17 protein-coding genes and 1 pseudogene are annotated in these 16868 nt (G+C 61.9%); 11 read left to right on the top strand and 7 right to left on the bottom strand.

Features of this window, described 5'->3' with window-relative positions:
- Positions 1 to 263: 263 nt before the first annotated feature.
- A pseudogene (locus NKH13_RS18860) lies at positions 264 to 355 on the top strand (transposase); the annotation flags it as partial.
- 35 nt (positions 356 to 390) lie between these two features.
- Here the strand turns inward: NKH13_RS18860 and gfa are convergent.
- Positions 391 to 960: an S-(hydroxymethyl)glutathione synthase gene (gfa, locus tag NKH13_RS18855; protein WP_352718853.1), complete on the bottom strand. Its 570-nt coding sequence runs from the start codon at positions 958 to 960 to the stop codon at positions 391 to 393.
- 71 nt (positions 961 to 1031) lie between these two features.
- Complete coding sequence (locus tag NKH13_RS18850; RefSeq protein ID WP_352718852.1) at positions 1032 to 2159, bottom strand: S-(hydroxymethyl)glutathione dehydrogenase/class III alcohol dehydrogenase; 1128 nt, start codon at positions 2157 to 2159, stop codon at positions 1032 to 1034.
- A gap of 329 nt (positions 2160 to 2488) precedes the next feature.
- On the opposite strand from NKH13_RS18850, the gene NKH13_RS18845 reads away from it, so the two are divergent.
- The 5 genes from NKH13_RS18845 to NKH13_RS18825 all read left to right on the top strand — a co-directional run bounded on the left by NKH13_RS18845 (position 2489) and on the right by NKH13_RS18825 (position 7045).
- The gene (locus NKH13_RS18845) at positions 2489 to 3664 is read left to right on the top strand and encodes a lanthanide ABC transporter ABC transporter substrate-binding protein PedA1 (RefSeq protein WP_352718851.1); all 1176 of its coding nucleotides are present in this window, start codon (positions 2489 to 2491) and stop codon (positions 3662 to 3664) included.
- Between the two features lie 21 nt (positions 3665 to 3685).
- On the top strand, positions 3686 to 4657 hold the full coding sequence (locus tag NKH13_RS18840) for a YVTN family beta-propeller repeat protein (RefSeq protein WP_352718850.1): 972 nt from the start codon (positions 3686 to 3688) through the stop codon (positions 4655 to 4657).
- 98 nt (positions 4658 to 4755) lie between these two features.
- Positions 4756 to 5544: a lanthanide ABC transporter ATP-binding protein PedB/LutE gene (locus NKH13_RS18835; RefSeq protein WP_352718849.1), complete on the top strand. Its 789-nt coding sequence runs from the start codon at positions 4756 to 4758 to the stop codon at positions 5542 to 5544.
- Between the two features lie 11 nt (positions 5545 to 5555).
- The gene (locus NKH13_RS18830; protein ID WP_292655027.1) at positions 5556 to 6416 is read left to right on the top strand and encodes a lanthanide ABC transporter permease protein PedC; all 861 of its coding nucleotides are present in this window, start codon (positions 5556 to 5558) and stop codon (positions 6414 to 6416) included.
- Entirely contained in the window at positions 6416 to 7045 is a 630-nt protein-coding gene (locus NKH13_RS18825) for a hypothetical protein (RefSeq protein ID WP_352718848.1), read from the top strand. Before NKH13_RS18830 ends, NKH13_RS18825 begins: the two co-directional genes overlap by 1 nt.
- A 27-nt stretch (positions 7046 to 7072) precedes the next feature.
- On the opposite strand, the gene NKH13_RS18820 is transcribed toward NKH13_RS18825, so the two are convergent.
- The 4 genes from NKH13_RS18820 to NKH13_RS18805 form a co-directional block, all read right to left on the bottom strand.
- Positions 7073 to 7273 carry a hypothetical protein gene (locus NKH13_RS18820; RefSeq protein WP_023678847.1) on the bottom strand — a complete coding sequence of 67 codons (201 nt, stop codon included), beginning with the start codon at positions 7271 to 7273 and terminating at the stop codon, positions 7073 to 7075.
- A 295-nt stretch (positions 7274 to 7568) separates the two neighbouring features.
- Positions 7569 to 8384, bottom strand: a complete 816-nt coding sequence (locus tag NKH13_RS18815) for an oxidoreductase (RefSeq protein ID WP_352718847.1) — start codon at positions 8382 to 8384, stop codon at positions 7569 to 7571.
- A 66-nt stretch (positions 8385 to 8450) separates the two neighbouring features.
- Positions 8451 to 9755, bottom strand: coding sequence for a beta-ketoacyl-ACP synthase II (gene fabF, locus NKH13_RS18810; protein WP_352913636.1), 1305 nt, complete (start codon positions 9753 to 9755; stop codon positions 8451 to 8453).
- A 46-nt stretch (positions 9756 to 9801) separates the two neighbouring features.
- A complete protein-coding gene (locus tag NKH13_RS18805) occupies positions 9802 to 10380 on the bottom strand; it encodes a TetR/AcrR family transcriptional regulator (RefSeq protein ID WP_352718845.1) in 579 nt (192 codons plus the stop codon).
- An 81-nt stretch (positions 10381 to 10461) separates the two neighbouring features.
- Here NKH13_RS18805 and NKH13_RS18800 point away from each other — a divergent pair, with 81 nt between their 5' ends.
- Both NKH13_RS18800 and NKH13_RS18795 read left to right on the top strand, forming a co-directional pair.
- Complete coding sequence (locus NKH13_RS18800; protein ID WP_352718844.1) at positions 10462 to 10824, top strand: hypothetical protein; 363 nt, start codon at positions 10462 to 10464, stop codon at positions 10822 to 10824.
- Between the two features lie 348 nt (positions 10825 to 11172).
- Complete coding sequence (locus NKH13_RS18795; RefSeq protein ID WP_352913633.1) at positions 11173 to 11631, top strand: nuclear transport factor 2 family protein; 459 nt, start codon at positions 11173 to 11175, stop codon at positions 11629 to 11631.
- 202 nt (positions 11632 to 11833) lie between these two features.
- On the opposite strand, the gene NKH13_RS18790 is transcribed toward NKH13_RS18795, so the two are convergent.
- Positions 11834 to 12793, bottom strand: a complete 960-nt coding sequence (locus tag NKH13_RS18790) for a LysR family transcriptional regulator (protein WP_352913631.1) — start codon at positions 12791 to 12793, stop codon at positions 11834 to 11836.
- Positions 12794 to 12916: 123 nt separating this feature from the next.
- Between NKH13_RS18790 and NKH13_RS18785 the strand changes: the two genes are divergently transcribed.
- The 3 genes from NKH13_RS18785 to tkt are packed head-to-tail and all read left to right on the top strand — an operon-like array spanning position 12917 to position 16858.
- Complete coding sequence (locus NKH13_RS18785; protein ID WP_352718841.1) at positions 12917 to 13963, top strand: class 1 fructose-bisphosphatase; 1047 nt, start codon at positions 12917 to 12919, stop codon at positions 13961 to 13963.
- 5 nt (positions 13964 to 13968) lie between these two features.
- Entirely contained in the window at positions 13969 to 14841 is an 873-nt protein-coding gene (locus tag NKH13_RS18780; protein ID WP_352718840.1) for a phosphoribulokinase, read from the top strand.
- Between the two features lie 10 nt (positions 14842 to 14851).
- Positions 14852 to 16858, top strand: coding sequence for a transketolase (gene tkt, locus NKH13_RS18775; protein WP_352718839.1), 2007 nt, complete (start codon positions 14852 to 14854; stop codon positions 16856 to 16858).
- The last annotated feature ends 10 nt before the right edge of the window (positions 16859 to 16868 follow it).

Below are 16868 nucleotides of genomic sequence, written 5' to 3'. Positions count from 1 at the left end.
TCGTGCAGCCCGCCTGGGCGGAGGCCAATGCTTGTGTGAATCGCTCGCGCGCTCGTGAGCACCACCAGCTTCTTCTGCTCCACAGGGCGGCATTAGCGCCCGGATGTCGAAGCCTGGGGTGATGATGTTGGGCAGATGGGACAGAACAAGGGAGATCTCAATGGTGAGAACTCGTATCAGCTGAGCGCGCTTGGGCACCTCGGCGCAATCGAGGCGATTGAAATAGGGCAATACCTGCAAACTAGGGCCTCGAGGCCTACGCTCTCGGCGTCCGTATCGGCATCACGGCCGTCCTCCACACATGGGCTCCGCGATGACCCACCATCCGCACGTGCACATGATCGTGCCGGGCGGCGTCGCCCGGCTCGATCGATGATAGTCGAGCGGCTACTAGGCCGGCAACGCGCCCGACTTCTTCGCGGTCCAGGTGGCGATAAAATCCATCAGGCCGGGATTGAGGCAATCGTAGGGTTCGAGCCCGATCGACTTCAGCTGTGACCTTATACCGTCCATGCGGCTCGGATCGACACCCGATTCGATGATCGACGAGACAAAGGCGGTGAAGCCCGGCGGCGACCAGCCGTCTTCCTGGAAGCGTTCCGGATGGATGAACGACAGCCCCTTGAAAGCGTGGTCGCGCTCGACCGGGCCGTGCATGTGGACGCCGCAGCCGGTGCAGGCATGGCGCAGGATCAGCGCGCCCGGATCGACGATCTTCAGCTTGTCGCCGTTTTCGGTCACCGTCACGTCGCCCGTACCGGCAACTGCGACGACCGAGAACAATGCGCCTTCCGGCTTCCAGCATTTGGTGCAGCCGCAGGCATGGTTGTGGGCGATCTGGCCCTTGACCTTCACCTTGACCGGGTTGCTGGTGCAGGCGCAGACCAGCGTCCCGCCGGCAAAATCGGCCTTTTGCCTGGGCAGTCCATTGTCGATCTTAGGATGCAGTTTTTCCGGCATTTTTGTTTCCTCCCTTGTTGAACATCTGCATTTTTCGGCCTCTGGCTGGCTAGCCGGCGGCTTTCTCCTCGTCAGTAAACCACCACGCTCCTGATCGACTTGCCTTCATGCATCAGGTCAAAACCCTTGTTGATGTCCTCGAGCTTCAGTGTGTGGGTGATCATCGGATCGATCTCGATCTTGCCGGCCATGTACCAGTCGACGATCTTCGGCACGTCGGTGCGGCCGCGCGCGCCGCCGAAGGCGGTGCCCATCCAGGTGCGCCCGGTGACCAGCTGGAACGGCCGCGTCGAGATCTCCTGGCCGGCGCCGGCAACGCCGATGATGACCGACTTGCCCCAGCCGCGGTGGGACGATTCAAGCGCCTGCCGCATGACTTTGGTGTTGCCGGTGCAGTCGAACGTGTAGTCGGCGCCGCCGATCTGGTCGGCGCCGCGCTTGGTCATGTTGACGAGATGAGCCACGATATCGCCGTCGATCTCCTTCGGATTGACGAAATGCGTCATGCCGAATTTCTCGCCCCATTCCTTCTTGTCGTTGTTCAGATCGACGCCGATGATCATGTCGGCGCCGGCCAGGCGCAATCCCTGGATGACGTTGAGGCCGATGCCGCCGAGGCCGAAGACGACGGCCGTCGCGCCTTGCTCGACCTTGGCCGTGTTGATCACAGCACCGATGCCGGTGGTGACGCCGCAGCCGATGTAGCAGATCTTGTCGAACGGGGCGTCGGCATTGACCTTGGCCACCGCGATCTCGGGCAGCACGGTGAAATTGGAGAAGGTCGAGCAGCCCATATAGTGGAACAGCTTGTCCTTGCCGATCGAGAAGCGCGAGGTGCCGTCGGGCATCAAGCCCTGTCCCTGCGTGGCGCGGATCGCGGTGCACAGGTTGGTCTTGCGCGACAGGCAGGACGGGCACTGCCGGCATTCCGGCGTGTAAAGCGGGATGACATGGTCGCCCTTCTTGACCGAGGTGACGCCCTTGCCGACGTCGACGACGATGCCGGCGCCCTCATGGCCAAGGATCGCCGGAAACAGGCCTTCCGGGTCGGCGCCCGACAGCGTGAACTCGTCGGTGTGGCAGATGCCGGTTGCCTTGATCTCGACCAGCACCTCGCCATCACGGGGACCTTCGAGGTCGACCTCCATGATCTCCAGCGGCTTTCCGGCGGCAACGGCGACAGCGGCGCGCGTTTTCATCAGGCAATCCTCCCAAGACAACCCATAGAGTTTCACATTCCGGCATTGCTGCGGATGATCTCGGAGTCGAAGACCGCAACACGCTCATTCACCGCCGTATCTCCGCAAAAAGCCATAGGACTAAAGCAGACACGTAAGTCCACTTGCAGGCTTTGATAAATCTTGTGGGGTCCGCTAAGCTCATTGTGGGCACCTTGAATTCGCGCTGGTCCGGGAACAATCGGACTTTAGTGCAAGAATGGGCAGTTTTATCGATGACGAGCGCGGTGCCAGGCACTCTCGCGGCCTTTTTGTGCTTTTTTTTCCAGACCGCCAACGTTGCGGACGTGATGGTCCAGGAAGCGACGGGCAAGCAACCGGTCGCAACCCACAGGCCGGAAAGAAAGATAACCGAAATCAGAATAGGCTATTTGCGGGCCTACGCGCCGCAACTGGCGCTTTCGCTGCTGGACCTGCCGCCACGCGACGAAGGTGTTGCCGGCGCCAATGTGGCGATCGGCGACAACAATACGACAGGAAAGTTCCTCAGCCAGAAATTCAGCCTCGACATAGCCGAGGTCAAGCCGGACGCCGACGCGGTTCAGGCGTTCAACGATCTGATTGCCAAAGGTGACCGCTATGTTGTCGCGGACCTCTCGGCCAGGCAATTGCTGTCGATCGCCGACATCGCCCGCGACAAGGGCGTTCTGGTCTTCAATGTCGGTGCCACTGACGACAGCCTGCGCGAGGAAGACTGCCGCATAAACATTTTCCATGTGGCGCCGACGCGAAGCATGCTGGCCGACGCGCTGGCGCAGTATCTCGTAGTAAAGAAATGGCCGAATTGGGTGCTGCTCTACGGTTCGCATGAGCGGGATCATCTCTATGCGGCCGCGCTGCGCCGCGCGGCGGCTCGCTTCGGCGGTCAGATCGTCGCCGAGAAGGAATTCAAAGACACTGGCACGGCGCGCCGCACCGACACCGGCGCTACGCAGATACAGCAGCAGATTTCCGTGTTCACGCAGGATCTGCCGGAGCATGACGTGGTGCTTGTCGCCGATGAGAGCGAGGTGTTCGGAACCTATGTGCCCTACCGCACCTGGACACCGCGGCTGGTCGCTGGCACGGCCGGTCTTGTCGCATCGTCCTGGCATCCCGCGAGCGAGCAATGGGGTGGCATTCAAATGCAGAGCCGTTTCCTGAGGACGACCGGCCGGCGAATGCTGTCCAAGGATATGTCGGCCTGGACGGCGGTGCGGGCGGTGGGCGAAGCCAGCACGCGGACCAATGGCGACGATCCGAAGAAGATCAGCGACTACATCCGCTCGGACGATTTCTCGGTCGCTGCCTTCAAGGGACAGAAGCTGACCTTCCGCAAGTGGAACCATCAGCTTCGCCAGCCAATCCTGCTCGGCGACACCGAATCGGTGGTCTCGACATCGCCACAGGAGGGTTATCTCCACCAAATCTCCGAGCTCGATACGCTCGGCGTCGATCAGCCGGAAACGAAATGCGTCCTTAAGTAGAACCAATCGGGAGGAATTTTCGTGCAGAGACGAGCTTGCGCACTCGCCATTCTCGCAATCGGCTTCATGGCCAATCCGGCGTGGGCTTACACCGTTTATGTCTCCAACGAGAAAGACAATACGATAACGGTCGTCGACACGGCGACGATGCAAGTGGTGAAGACCGTCGAAGTCGGCCAGAGGCCGCGCGGTATCACCATCTCGCATGACGGCAAGTTCATCTATTTGTGCGCCAGCGATGACGATACGATCGAAATCATCGATACCGCGACGCTGCAGATCGTTGGCACGCTGCCATCGGGCCCCGATCCCGAACTGTTCGTTCTTTCGCCCGACGGCAAGACGCTCTACGTCGCCAACGAGGACGACAATCTCGTCACCGCGATCAACATCGAGAGCAAGCAGGTCATGACCGAGATTCCCGTTGGGGTGGAGCCTGAAGGCATGGCCGTCAGTCCCGATGGCAAAACCATGGTCAACACCTCCGAAACCACCAGCATGGCGCATTTCATCGATACCGACAGCCATGAGGTGACCGACAATGTCCTGGTCGACACGCGTCCACGCTTTGCGCAATTCAAGCCCGACGGATCACAGATCTGGGTCAGTGCCGAAATCGGCGGCACCGTCAGCGTCATCGACAGTCTCAAACGCGAGGTGGTGAAGAAGATCCAGTTCGCGATTGCGGGACTGCGGCCCGAAACCATCCAGCCGGTCGGCATCGCAATCAGCGCCGACGGCAAGAAGGCCTATGTCGCGCTCGGCCCAGCCAACCACGTCGCCGTTATCAATACCGAAACCTACGAGGTGGAAAGATACATCCTGGTCGGCCAGCGCGTCTGGCATCTCGACTTCACCCCCGATCAGAAGACGCTGATCACCACCAACGGCAATTCCAACGACATCACCTTCATCGACACGGCGACCGACGAGCCGGTTCAATCGGTCACGGTGGGCCAGCAGCCTTGGGGCGTGGCCATATCGCCCCGTTAGACCGCAGCGATTATCAGGGAGGCCGGCATGATGAATATTTGCCGCGGGGATGCTGCAAGTGCACTAGATAACCAGCGCGCCCCGAAGGAGCCAGCGGCATGCAACATGTGAGGACAGGCGGACCTGGAGAGGAGGTGGCGGCGCTCGATCTTGCCGGTATCAGCCATTCCTATGGTCCGAAGCGGGCGCTCCACGACGTCTCATTCTCGATCGCGCCGGGAACTTTCACCGTTCTGCTCGGCCTCAACGGCGCCGGCAAGACAACTTTGTTCTCACTGATCAGCCATCTTTACGGCACTCGCCGCGGATCGATCCGCATCTTCGGCCATGATGTCAGCCGCGCTTCGGGCGAAGCGCTCAGACGTGTCGGCATCGTGTTCCAGGCACGCACGCTCGACCTCGACCTCAGCGTCCACCAGAACCTCTCCTACCACGCCTCGCTGCATGGCATTGGCGGACACCAAGCCCGGCAGCGCATTGCCGCGCTGCTGGACATAGTCAACATGCAGGGCCGTCAGCATGACAAGGCACGCAGTCTTTCCGGCGGCCAAATGCGGCGCATCGAGATCGCGCGGGCGCTGCTCCACCGCCCTTCCCTGCTTTTGCTCGACGAGGCGACGGTCGGTCTCGACATCCAGTCGCGTGCGGGCATTTTGGCCACCATCCGCAAGCTCGTCGAAACCGAGGGCATCGGCGTGCTGTGGGCGACGCATCTGATCGATGAGGTCGAAGCCGGCGACCATGTCGTCGTGCTGCGGCAGGGCGACCTGGTTGCCAAGGGTAAGGTGGCCGATGTCGTTGCGACGAGCGGTGCCAGTTCGATCCGCGACGCCTTTTCCAGGCTCAACCGCATCGAAACAAGCGGCATCGCGGAGATGGCGCCATGAGCGCTCCCGCAATGCCCGCAAAAGTCGCCGCCCTCACGCCGGTGAAGTTCGAACAATTTGGGCTCCGCCACTACCTCATTTGCCTCAAAGGGATCGTCGTGCGGGAGTGCCTGCGCTTCCTGCACCAACGCGAGCGCTTCATATCCTCGCTGGTTCGGCCGCTCGTCTGGCTGTTCATTTTTGCCGCCGGATTCCGGCAGGTGCTCGGTGTATCGATCATCCCGCCCTACAAGACCTACGTGCTCTACGAGGTCTACATCACGCCGGGCCTGTGCGGCATGATTCTGCTGTTTTCGGGCATGCAGTCTTCGCTGTCGATGGTCTATGACCGCGAAATGGGCAACATGCGCACCCTGCTGGTCAGCCCCTTCCCGCGTTGGTTTTTACTGATCTCGAAGATGCTCGCCGGTGTCGCCGTGTCGATCGCGCAGGTTTACGCGTTCCTGATCGTTGCTTGGTTCTGGGGCGTCAAGGCGCCGCCGCTCGGCTATCTCACAGTACTGCCGGCGCTGTTCCTGTCAGGCATGATGCTGTGCGCGCTCGGCATGCTTTTGTCCTCGATGATCAAGCAGCTCGAAAACTTCGCCGGCATCATGAACTTCGTCATCTTTCCCGGCTATTTCGCTTCTCCGGCACTCTATCCCTTGTGGCGTATCCAGGAGGCTAGCCCCCTGCTCTACAAAATCTGCCTCGCCAATCCGTTTACTTACGCTGTCGAACTGATCCGCTTCGCCTTCTACGGCCAGGTTGAGTGGCTGTCGCTGGGCGTCGTTGCCGGCTGCACGCTGCTGTTCCTTGCCGCCGCCATCATCGCCTACGACCCTTCGCGCGGCCTGATGACCCGCAAACAGGACACGGGAGGAAATGCCTGATGGCACGAATGAGCCTTGTTCGCGGACTGGCTCTGGTTGCCATGCTCGCGCCGGGCGTCGACGCCATGGCAGCCAACCCCGATCCAGACTGGCCCTGCATACAGCGCAAGGTGCCGCAACTCTCGCTCGGCCAGATCTGGAGCGGACCGGACCTTCCTTCAGCGGCGAAGGACTGGTCGAAGGACCCCACCATCTCCGCCCTGGTCGAGGAGCTGGCAGCTCGCCGGATGCCGATTGCGGAAGCTCAAAAGAAGATCAAGGATTTCGCCTCCTCCTTGCCGGCCGAGCAACTTGCACCCAAAATGGCGATGCTGGTGCAAGGCATGTTCGATCACATGGACGCCGAGCGCTCGCAGGTGATCTCCGGCATTTCCCGTTACGCCCACAAGCAACTCGAAATGGCCGCCGCGTTGCGCAAGGAAGCGTCCGATGTCGATGCGTTGCGGGCAAAGCCGGATGCAGATCCCGAAGAGATCGATCGGCGAACCGAACAGCTGAAATTCGCAACGCGAATTTTCAATGAACGCGTCCAATCACTGACTTACGTCTGTGAAGTGCCGACGATAATCGAGCAGCGGCTCTATCAATTGTCCAAGGTCGTCTCGGAAACGCTCGCCGCGAAGAAGTAGGACCTCATTCGATCTTTGCGGCGGATATCACGATCCACGGCCGGGCAGCACGCGCCAGCGCTGAACGAAATAACCGGGATGCGTCTCGATCCACTGGGCTACCAGCGATTGCGCCTGCATGAAGGCGGTCCCGGGATTCATCGCCAGGCCGTCCACCATCTGTTCGCGTTGTTCACAGGTCTGCGGCACATCCGTCAGGCAGACCATCATAACGAGCGTGTAAAGCATTACCCCTTGTCCCCCTCGAATCCCGAACCCCATGCGCGGGAGTTTCCGTGATACCGACCAGTCTGCAGGGGTCGCACATACGGATCGCTTACGGGTGTGAAAAGAACGTGGCCCCCGCTCTTTCGCGCCGCAATATAACATGGCGCTAATCTAACGCCAACGACCGCAGGGCTCAGTCGCGGACGCTGGCGCATCGAAGATGCGCGTCCGGCTGTGCCAGTGCCGAAAAATGTGAACTCCTGGAACGCGCTCGCGCACGGGTTCGAGCGAAACAGGAATATCATTGTTGTCGACCTCAGACCGGCAGGCCGTTCTGCTTTCGCAGGCTCTTGTCGAAAGCGGATGCGGGGACGAAACGGCGCAGGAAACTAACCTGGCGCGCCATTTTTCCAGCCGCATAGCGCCTCTTGGGAGCGGGATCGATCGCAGCCGCCAAAACGGTCCTGGCCACCACTTCGGGCGCATCGCCTTTTTCCATCGCTTTCCGCACAGCTGCATTCATGCCAGCGCGCGCGGAGTCATAGATATCAAGCAACTGATCCGGCCTGGCGAGATTTTCTTCAAATGAGGTGCGGGTATAGGCGGGCTCCACCAACACGACGCGAATTCCGAAAGTACGCAGTTCGTGGTCGAGCGATTCGGAATAGCCCTCAACGGCATGCTTGGTCGACGAATAAAGCGCGAAATAGGGAGCTGGAATGAACCCCTGCACCGAGCTCAAATTGACGATTCTGCCCTTGCCTTGACGGCGCATTGTCGGCAACACCGCTTTGGTTACTCGCATAACGCCAAAGACGTTCACGTCAAATAGCGACTTGGCCTGGGCCATCGAGGACTCCTCCGCGCCACCAAGCAGGCCAACGCCGGCATTGTTGACGAGCAGGTCGATGCGCCCGGTCTCGGCCAGCACGTCCTGGACAAGTTTCGCCACGGACGTGTCATCGGTCACGTCGCAGGCCAGCATGGTAACGCCGTCGGATCGGTCGGCGACCGCGCGACGGCTGGTTCCGAACACGCGAAAGCCCGCGTTCTGCAGGGCTTTGGCCGTCGTGTGCCCGATGCCGCTGGATGCCCCGGTCACCAGGGCGACGCCCAGATTGGTCTTGTTCATGGAGGTCACTTCTTTCTTCGTTTTGGATTGGCGTGGGAGAAGCACGAAAGGTCGGAGCGAAAGGCGTCAATCATGAGCGCCTCCGGTACTCGCGCCGGCCAGATCATCCGTCCAGCGCCGGAACAGCGCGCTGGCATTAACGCCTCCGAAGCCGAAGCCATTGGAGATTGCATAGCCCAACGCCATCGGCCGGGCCCGGTTTGCGACGAAGTCGATCCCGTCGCCGGCCGGATCGGGAGCGCTCAGATTGAGGGTCGGCGGTGCCATCTGATCCCTGAGCGCCAGGATTGCGAAGATTGCTCCGAGCCCGCCGGCGGCTCCGAGCAGGTGTCCGGTCGCCGATTTCGTTGCACTGACGGCTATCGCGAAATCGCGCCCGAACACGCTCTTGATCGCTTCGATCTCACCCAGATCGCCTACCGGCGTGGAGGTCGCATGGGCATTGAGATAACGAACCTCGCGGGGCGAAATCCCTGCTTGGGCGATTGCGATCTCCATGGCCCGGCGCGCACCGTCGCCGTCCTCGGGACCGGAGGTGACGTGATGAGCATCCGCCGTCGTGCCGTAGCCGACAAGCTCGGCCAGCGGTCTTGCGCCGCGCGCCAGCGCGTGGCTCAATTCCTCGATGACCAGCATGCCGGCTCCTTCGCCCATGACGAAGCCGTCCCGCGACTTGTCGAACGGTCGGGAGGCCTCATCAGGACGGTGATTAAAGGAGGTCGAAAGAGAGCGTGCCGCGGCAAACCCACCGAGGCTGACAAGATTCATGCATGCTTCCGTCCCGCCGCACACGGCAATATCGGCTTCATTGGCGCGGATTAGGCGAGCCGCATCGCCGATCGCCTGAATGCCGGCCGCGCACGCCGTCACCGGTGCACCGAGCGGACCTTTGAAGCCATAGCGGATCGAGACGTGGCCTGCCGCGAGGTTCACCAGGAAGGACGGCACCGTAAAAGGTGATAGACGGCGGACGCCGCGCCGGTCGACCGTGCGCACCGCCTCGGTTATGGCCGGGAACCCGCCGACGCCCGAAGCGATGATCGTGGCCGTGCGCAAGCGATCCACTTCCGAGGCGGGGGCCCATCTTGCTTGGGCGAGCGCCTCTTGTGCCGCCGCCAGCGCAAAGAGAATGAACCGGTCTACCTTGCGCTGATCCTTCAGCGGAAGGACCGCTTCCGGATCGAAACCAGCGTCCGGATCTTCTTCTGTGGAGGGCACCACCCCGCCGACCTTCGCCGGCAGGTCGCCCACCACATTGTCGGGAAGCCTCCGGATGCCCGAGCGGCCGGCCAGGAGACGCGACCAGGACGTTTCAACATCGGCAGCAAGGGGCGTGACCGCTCCCATGCCCGTAACAACAATCCGTCGCATCTATTTTCCTATCAGTTTGGGCGCGCCGCCGGCGCCGCGACGCCGTTCAAGCGCCGGCTGATTCACGAACCTGATTGGCCGCCGCATCCAGAAAGGCCTGCGCGAGGTCAGGATCGTTGATAACGCGCGATAACATCAGCGCACCGACCATCGTCGAGAGAATGGCCATGGCCTTGCCATCGAACTCCCCGCCATTGGCCTCGACAACGAAACGGCCGAGGATCTCGAGATGCTCCTTGATCCCGGCTTCGAACGGCGCTTTCACGTCCATGCCCTGTCTGGCGGCATCCGAGCCGAGCGCCACGATCGGGCAGCCGTCCATCTTTTCTCCGCGATGGTCCATACTGAGGTAGAACGCGATCACCGCGCCAAGCGGATCATCAGGGTTTGCCGCAGTGGCGGCCGACCATCGACGGGTGGCGCTCTCCATCGCCCGCCTGGACGCCTGCGCCGCCAGGTCGTCCTTGGATGCGAACTGCTTGTAAAACGCGCCTTGGGTCAGTCCGGCGCCCTTCATCAGATCCTTAAGGCCAATACCGTCAAAGCCGCGCTCCCGAAAAAGGCGGCTTGCCACGTTGATTACGGTTTCGCGGTTTTTCGCGGCCCGAGTGCGACTTACGCGCATTGTCGACCTCTTTTTTTAGATTGCGTTCGTAATCTATAGCCTATATAGAGTTCGAACGCAATCTAAAAAGGAGATACGAAAATGATCCGCAAAACCTTGAGCGCATCGCTCCTGGCCGCGCTGTTTCTTGCGACCCCCGCTTTTGCCGAGGAAGCCACCATCGGACGCCCGATCGAGGGCGGCAGCCTGCACGCGGGACACCTTGACATGGTGGTCTACTACGTCCCGGTCGACGGCGACCTCCTAGAGGTCACCGCCACCTTCGCGCCGAAGACCGGGGGCGATCCGCTGCGCATCGTCATGGGTCTCGCCGACGATGACTCCGTCGCCTTTTCCATGCCGGGCCACCAGGGCTCGCTTTACGCGTTCTCAAGGTCCGGCGAGCAGGTGACGGTCTCGACCGAGACGGACATGGATCTGCGAGCCGACGCGACAATGCGCTGACCCGACGTGCAGACCGCAACCTGCGTACTGCGGACCGTGGGCTCTCGCGTCCGCGCGGCCGACGTAGAGGTCGAACGCAATCTACTCGATATGAAGAGATGGGCATGAAGAACGAGACCCGCCATTGTGCTGGCGGGCGTCCTGTTCGGATGGTCCTCCCGAGAGCGCTAGGAGCAGGCAAAAGCCGCATTAGAGACGGCTACGGCAGCGGCCACCGGACAGAAACCAATAAGGTTCCATCGGATCAACGCCATCGTTCCCCAATGGCGGCGAGCATCATCAGAGTCAGCGGACGGAGCGCCACTGTGCCCTCGATCACGCCATCGAATAAGCTTGAGGAGAGGTCAAATGCTATACAGTTATTTTGTCGAGAAATCGATCCGAGAGAGCTTCGACCACGTCAATAACCATCGCTGGGATGAGGCGGTGAAGGCACTCGCGCCGCATGTCCATCACCGCGTTTCCGGCGCCCACGCGCTTGGTGGTGAGCGCCACGACAAAGAAGCCATGCGCCGCTGGTTTGAGCGCCTCGGCCGCGTCCTGCCCAATCTCCATCTCACGGTCAACCACATCTGGGTGAACGGCTGGCCGTGGCATACCACCGTGTTTGCCCAGTGGGACGGCACCGCAACGCTGCTCAACGGCGACGCGTCGTACGTCAACCGCGGTCTCCACGTGTTCACCCTGCGGTGGGGCAGAGTCTATGCACTTGAGGAATTTTACGATTCACAAGCAGCGGCCCGCGGTCTTGCCGCCCAAGCGGCAGCTGGCCTCGAAGAAGCTGGCGCCGAACCAATTGTAGGCTAGCAGAAGCTCAGTCAAAGCCCACCCGTTCCGTGAATGCGGGTGCGCTACCCCGTGGCCCAGCGCTTGGATGGCGGTCGCCTCGGCTCCGCAAATGCGTGCCACGAGCGATGCCGATGCTCGGCTCGTGGACGTCGGTCTGGAGGTCACAGCCGATCAGCCGCTGATGCACGCCATGTCTGAAGCGTTTGCCTGTGCCGCGCCCCTAACTCGCGCGACCTTTGGGGATCGGCTCCTCGTGCGGATAGAGCTTGCCGAACAGCGGCAGGTACATCGCGCCCTTGCGCATCAGAAAATCGTGGAAGGTCGCCATCGCCGGCGAGATCGCGTGATCGCTGCGCATCACCGAAAACCATTGCCGGCGGATCGGCATGCCGACAACGTCGAGGATGACAAGCCGGCCAGCCTCGATTTCCGCGGCGATGGTGTGGGCAGAGATGAAGGCGATGCCGAGCCCGGCCATCACCGCCTGTTTGATCGTCTCGTTCGAGCCCATCTCGACGCCGAGATCGTCGATGCGGCCAGGCACGTCGCTCAGGAATATTTCCAGCGAGATGCGCGTGCCGGAGCCGGACTCGCGAATGAGGAAATGTTCCTGGGCGATCCGCTCCTTGGATATCTCGCGCATCGAGGCCAGCGGGTGGTCCGGCGGCGCGATGATGACCAGCGGATGATCGCCGAAGACCGAGGCACGCACCGGGACTTCTTTCGCCGGGCGTCCCATCAGCGCGATGTCGATGTCGTGATTCTTCAGATTGTCGATCGTCTCGGCGCGATTACCAATGGCAAGCCGCATGTCGATGTCGGGATGTTCCTTCATGAAGGCAGCCATCAGCCGCGGTGCGAAATATTTGGCCGTGGAAACGACACCGAGTCGCAAGCTGCCGGCGCGCACGCCCTTGATCGCATCCATCTTGTCTTCGAGCAGACGAAGCCGCTCCTCGATCGCCTGTGCCGTCTCGACGAAGGCAAGACCTGCGGCAGTGGGACGCATACCGTCCGCCGTCCGGTCAAACAAGGCCAGCTGGAACTCTTCCTCAACCTGCCGCAACTGGATCGTCACCGCTGGAGGAGACAGGCCTAACGCCCTGGAAGCACTGACGATTTTCCCGTGGCGGACGATTGCCTGAACGGTCTTGAACTGCTTGAGCGTGAGGTTTCTCATACCGCATACTAAAATTTTTTTAGTGCTAAAGTAAAGTTATTGAATTTTACTTATCCAGCATCGTTTGTTTTCATTCCCCAATCCGGCCGATCCGAGGAGAGGCGGCTGGATCGGGAGGTTACGATGCCAGCGGCAACGCTCGACGCTTTTCTGAACTCCTATCTCGGCGAGCCGGACGAACTGCGCTCCGCGGTCGTAATGACCGTCCGTCGGCTGACGCAGGCGGCCACCACGATCCGCAACACCATCAATCAAGGGGTACTCGGCACCGCCTTTGCCGGAACCCGTGGCGCCAATGCTGACGGCGATGTTCAGAAGGATCTCGATGTCTTCGCCGACGACATCTTTCTCGATGCCATGCGCCACGCTCCGGTCGCGCTCTACGCTTCCGAGGAACTGGACCAGCCAGTGCTTCTCGACAGGCAAGCGCCTCTTGCCATCGCCATCGACCCGCTCGACGGCTCTTCCAACATCGACACCAACGTGTCGATTGGAACGATCTTCTCGCTTCTGCCTGCAACTGGCGCGCCGGATGGGAATCCGGCCGCCTCATTTTTGCAAGCAGGGGTGAACCAACTGGGCGCCGGTTTCTTCATCTACGGGCCGCAGCTGGCGCTCGTTCTGTCTCTCGGCAGCGGCACGCATGTCTTCGTTCTCTCGGCCAGGCTCGGCACCTTCGTCCAGGCCTACGAGAGCCGGGTCATCCCCCAGCGTACCCAGGAATTCGCCATCAACGCCGCCAACTACCGGCACTGGGACGAGGCGGTGCGGCTCTACATCGACGACTGCCTCGAAGGCACCGAAGGCCCACGCGAGAAGGACTTCAACATGCGCTGGATCGCCTCGCTGGTCGCCGACTGCTACCGCATATTGATGCGCGGCGGCGTATTCCTGTATCCAGGCGACAAGCGCAAGGGCTACAGGCAGGGGCGGCTTCGCCTCGTTTATGAGGCAAACCCGATCGCCTATCTCGTCGAACAGGCGGCCGGTGGCGCCACCGATACGATCACCCGCATCCTCGAAATCGAACCCGAGAGCCTGCACCAGCGCGTGCCCATGGTTTTCGGATCGGCGCGGGAAGTCGCGCGTATCACCCGCTACCACACCGAGCCGAGCGCCATCGGCGAGCGCGCGCCGCTGTTCAGCCGCCGCGGCCTTTTCAGGGCCTGAATACCATGTCGGCAAAGCACCCCATCATTACCATCACCGGGTCGTCGGGCGCAGGCACTACCTCTGTCAAGCGCATCTTCGAGCTGATCTTCCGGCGCGAGAACATCGGGGCCGCCTTCATCGAAGGCGATGCTTTCCATCGCTACGACCGCGCCACGATGAAGGCGAAGGTGGCCGAGGAGGAAAAGGCAGGCAATCCGAACTTCACCCACTTCCATGCCGAGGCCAATGAACTGGCAATCCTCGAAGAGGTGTTTGAGGAATATGGCCGCCGGGGAACCGGAAAGACCCGCACCTACATCCATGACGAGGATGAGGAGAAGCAGTACGGCACGCCGCCAGGACATTTCACCGAATGGCGCGAATTTCCGCCGAGCGACCTGCTCTTCTACGAGGGCCTGCATGGCTGCGTCGTCACCGACAAGATCAATCTGGCCAGGCACGCGGACCTCAAGATCGGCGTGGTGCCGGTCATAAATCTCGAATGGATCCAGAAGATCCATCGCGACCGCACAACGCGCGGCTATTCCACCGAGGCGGTGATGGACGTGATCCTGCGCCGCATGCCGGACTATGTCCGCTACATCGTCCCGCAGTTTTCGCAGACCGCCATCAACTTCCAGCGCGTGCCGATCGTCGACACGTCCAATCCATTCATCGCGCGCTGGATTCCGACGCCCGACGAATCGATGCTGGTTATCCGCTTCGCCAATCCGCGCGGCATCGATTTCCCCTACCTGCTTTCGATGATCCACGACTCGTTCATGTCGCGGCCGAATTCCATAGTGGTGCCCGGCAACAAGCTCGACCTCGCCATGCAGCTGATCCTGACGCCGCTCATCCTGCAATTGATCGAACGCAAGAACCGTGTGTCGTGAGGAGGACGCCATGAACAGCCAAGCAGCAGCACTGAAGCCCGTCGCCGCCGTGTTGGAGCGCGATATGGCGAACGCCATTCGCGCACTGGCGATGGACAGCGTCCAAAAGGCCAATTCCGGTCATCCGGGCATGCCGATGGGCATGGCCGATGTCGCGACGGTGCTGTTCAGCCGCTTCATCAATATCGATCCGTCGATGCCGGACTGGCCCGATCGCGACCGCTTCGTGCTTTCGGCCGGGCACGGCTCGATGCTGCAATATGCGCTGCATTACCTGCTCGGCTACGAGGACATGCCTATCGAGGAGTTGCAGCGGTTTCGCCAGCTGGGCAGCCGCACTGCCGGCCATCCGGAATATGGCCATGCGCTTGGCATCGAGACGACGACCGGTCCGCTTGGACAAGGCATTTCGACCGCGGTCGGCATGGCGCTGGCGGAGCGCATGCTTGCTGCCCGCCACGGCGCCGATCTCGTCGACCATTTCACCTACGCGATCGCCGGCGACGGCTGCCTGCAGGAAGGCATCAGCCACGAGGCGATCGATCTTGCCGGTCACCTGAAGCTCTCCCGGCTGATCGTCTTTTGGGACGACAATGCGATCTCGATCGACGGACCGACCTCGCTGTCGACATCGATGGACCAGCCGGCACGGTTCAAAGCCGCTGGATGGCATGTCCAGTCGGTGAACGGCCACGAGACCGAAACCGTTGCAGCGGCAATCGAAGCGGCGCAGCAGTCGGATCGGCCGTCCCTGATCGCCTGCCGCACGGTGATCGGCAAGGGAGCGCCCAATCTGGGCGGTTCGGAAAAGACGCATGGCGCGCCGCTGGGCGACGCGGAGATCGCCGCTACGCGCGAAAACATCGGCTGGGCTTACGCGCCGTTCGAGGTGCCGGACGATATCCGTTTCGCTTGGCGCGAGATTGCCGACCGCGGTCAAGCCGTGCGGCGCGCCTGGGAGCAGCGGCTTGCCGCCTCGCCACGGCGGCAGGCCTTCGAGAGCGCGGTCGCCGGCGCCCTGCCCGACGCGGTCTTCGAAGCGCTCGGCGCTTTCCGCAAGGAGCATGTCGGGACGGCGACCAAGGTTGCAACGCGAAAAGCCTCGGAAATGGCGCTCACTACGATCAATGGCGCAACCGAGCTGACCGTCGGCGGCTCCGCCGATCTGACGCATTCGAACCTGACGATCACCAAGGGCATGGATCGCATAGCGCCTGATGATTATGCCGGCCGCTACATCCACTATGGCATCCGCGAGCACGGCATGGCCGCAGCCATGAACGGGATCGCACTGCATGGCGGCTTCGTGCCTTATGGCGGCACGTTCCTGTGCTTCGCCGACTATGCGCGCGGCGCGATGCGGCTCTCGGCGCTCATGGGCCAGCGCGTCATTTATGTGATGACGCATGATTCCATCGGGCTCGGCGAGGACGGCCCGACCCACCAGCCGGTCGAGCACCTGGCGATGCTGCGGGCGACACCAAACCTCAACGTCTTCCGTCCGGCCGACATCATCGAAACGGCGGAGTGCTGGGAACTGGCGCTGAGAAGCGAGAACCGGCCGAGCGTGCTGGTGCTCTCGCGCCAGAACCTGCCGATGCTGCGCCAAGCGCACGACGACGAGAACCGGTCGAGCCGGGGCGCCTACATCCTGCGCGAGCCAGCCGGGCACCGCGCGGTAACGCTGATCGCCACCGGCTCGGAGGTCGAAATCGCGGTTGCCGCCGCCGAACGGCTGGAGGCCGAGCACGGCATCGCAGCCGCGGTCGTCTCGATGCCATGCTGGGAGCTTTTCGAGGAACAGGACGCCGGCACCCGCAAGGCTGTCCTCGGCTCGGCGCCGCGCATTGCCATCGAAGCCGCAGCACGGCTCGGCTGGGACCGCTGGATCGGCGACACCGGCACTTTCGTCGGCATGGCCGGTTTCGGCGCCAGCGCCCCTGCCTCGGATCTCTACCGGCATTTCGACATCACGCCCGAAGCCGTCGCGGCAGCGGCGCTGAAGCTCATCATCTAGGAGGACGACC

The organism is Mesorhizobium sp. M1348 (genome assembly GCF_040317925.1).
Classification (GTDB): domain Bacteria; phylum Pseudomonadota; class Alphaproteobacteria; order Rhizobiales; family Rhizobiaceae; genus Mesorhizobium.
This window is presented reverse-complemented; position numbering and strand designations above follow the sequence as displayed.

What these genes read in the sequence shown, in the direction of transcription:
- gfa (WP_352718853.1), bottom strand. Translation starts at nt 960, where the DNA reads ATGCCGGAAAAACTGCATCCTAAGATCGACAATGGACTGCCCAGGCAA.
- NKH13_RS18850 (WP_352718852.1), bottom strand. Translation starts at nt 2,159, where the DNA reads ATGAAAACGCGCGCCGCTGTCGCCGTTGCCGCCGGAAAGCCGCTGGAG.
- NKH13_RS18845 (WP_352718851.1), top strand. Translation starts at nt 2,489, where the DNA reads ATGGTCCAGGAAGCGACGGGCAAGCAACCGGTCGCAACCCACAGGCCG.
- NKH13_RS18835 (WP_352718849.1), top strand. Translation starts at nt 4,756, where the DNA reads ATGCAACATGTGAGGACAGGCGGACCTGGAGAGGAGGTGGCGGCGCTC.
- NKH13_RS18830 (WP_292655027.1), top strand. Translation starts at nt 5,556, where the DNA reads ATGCCCGCAAAAGTCGCCGCCCTCACGCCGGTGAAGTTCGAACAATTT.
- NKH13_RS18825 (WP_352718848.1), top strand. Translation starts at nt 6,416, where the DNA reads ATGGCACGAATGAGCCTTGTTCGCGGACTGGCTCTGGTTGCCATGCTC.
- NKH13_RS18820 (WP_023678847.1), bottom strand. Translation starts at nt 7,273, where the DNA reads ATGCTTTACACGCTCGTTATGATGGTCTGCCTGACGGATGTGCCGCAG.
- NKH13_RS18815 (WP_352718847.1), bottom strand. Translation starts at nt 8,384, where the DNA reads ATGAACAAGACCAATCTGGGCGTCGCCCTGGTGACCGGGGCATCCAGC.
- fabF (WP_352913636.1), bottom strand. Translation starts at nt 9,755, where the DNA reads ATGCGACGGATTGTTGTTACGGGCATGGGAGCGGTCACGCCCCTTGCT.
- NKH13_RS18805 (WP_352718845.1), bottom strand. Translation starts at nt 10,380, where the DNA reads ATGCGCGTAAGTCGCACTCGGGCCGCGAAAAACCGCGAAACCGTAATC.
- NKH13_RS18800 (WP_352718844.1), top strand. Translation starts at nt 10,462, where the DNA reads ATGATCCGCAAAACCTTGAGCGCATCGCTCCTGGCCGCGCTGTTTCTT.
- NKH13_RS18795 (WP_352913633.1), top strand. Translation starts at nt 11,173, where the DNA reads ATGCTATACAGTTATTTTGTCGAGAAATCGATCCGAGAGAGCTTCGAC.
- NKH13_RS18790 (WP_352913631.1), bottom strand. Translation starts at nt 12,793, where the DNA reads ATGAGAAACCTCACGCTCAAGCAGTTCAAGACCGTTCAGGCAATCGTC.
- NKH13_RS18785 (WP_352718841.1), top strand. Translation starts at nt 12,917, where the DNA reads ATGCCAGCGGCAACGCTCGACGCTTTTCTGAACTCCTATCTCGGCGAG.
- NKH13_RS18780 (WP_352718840.1), top strand. Translation starts at nt 13,969, where the DNA reads ATGTCGGCAAAGCACCCCATCATTACCATCACCGGGTCGTCGGGCGCA.
- tkt (WP_352718839.1), top strand. Translation starts at nt 14,852, where the DNA reads ATGAACAGCCAAGCAGCAGCACTGAAGCCCGTCGCCGCCGTGTTGGAG.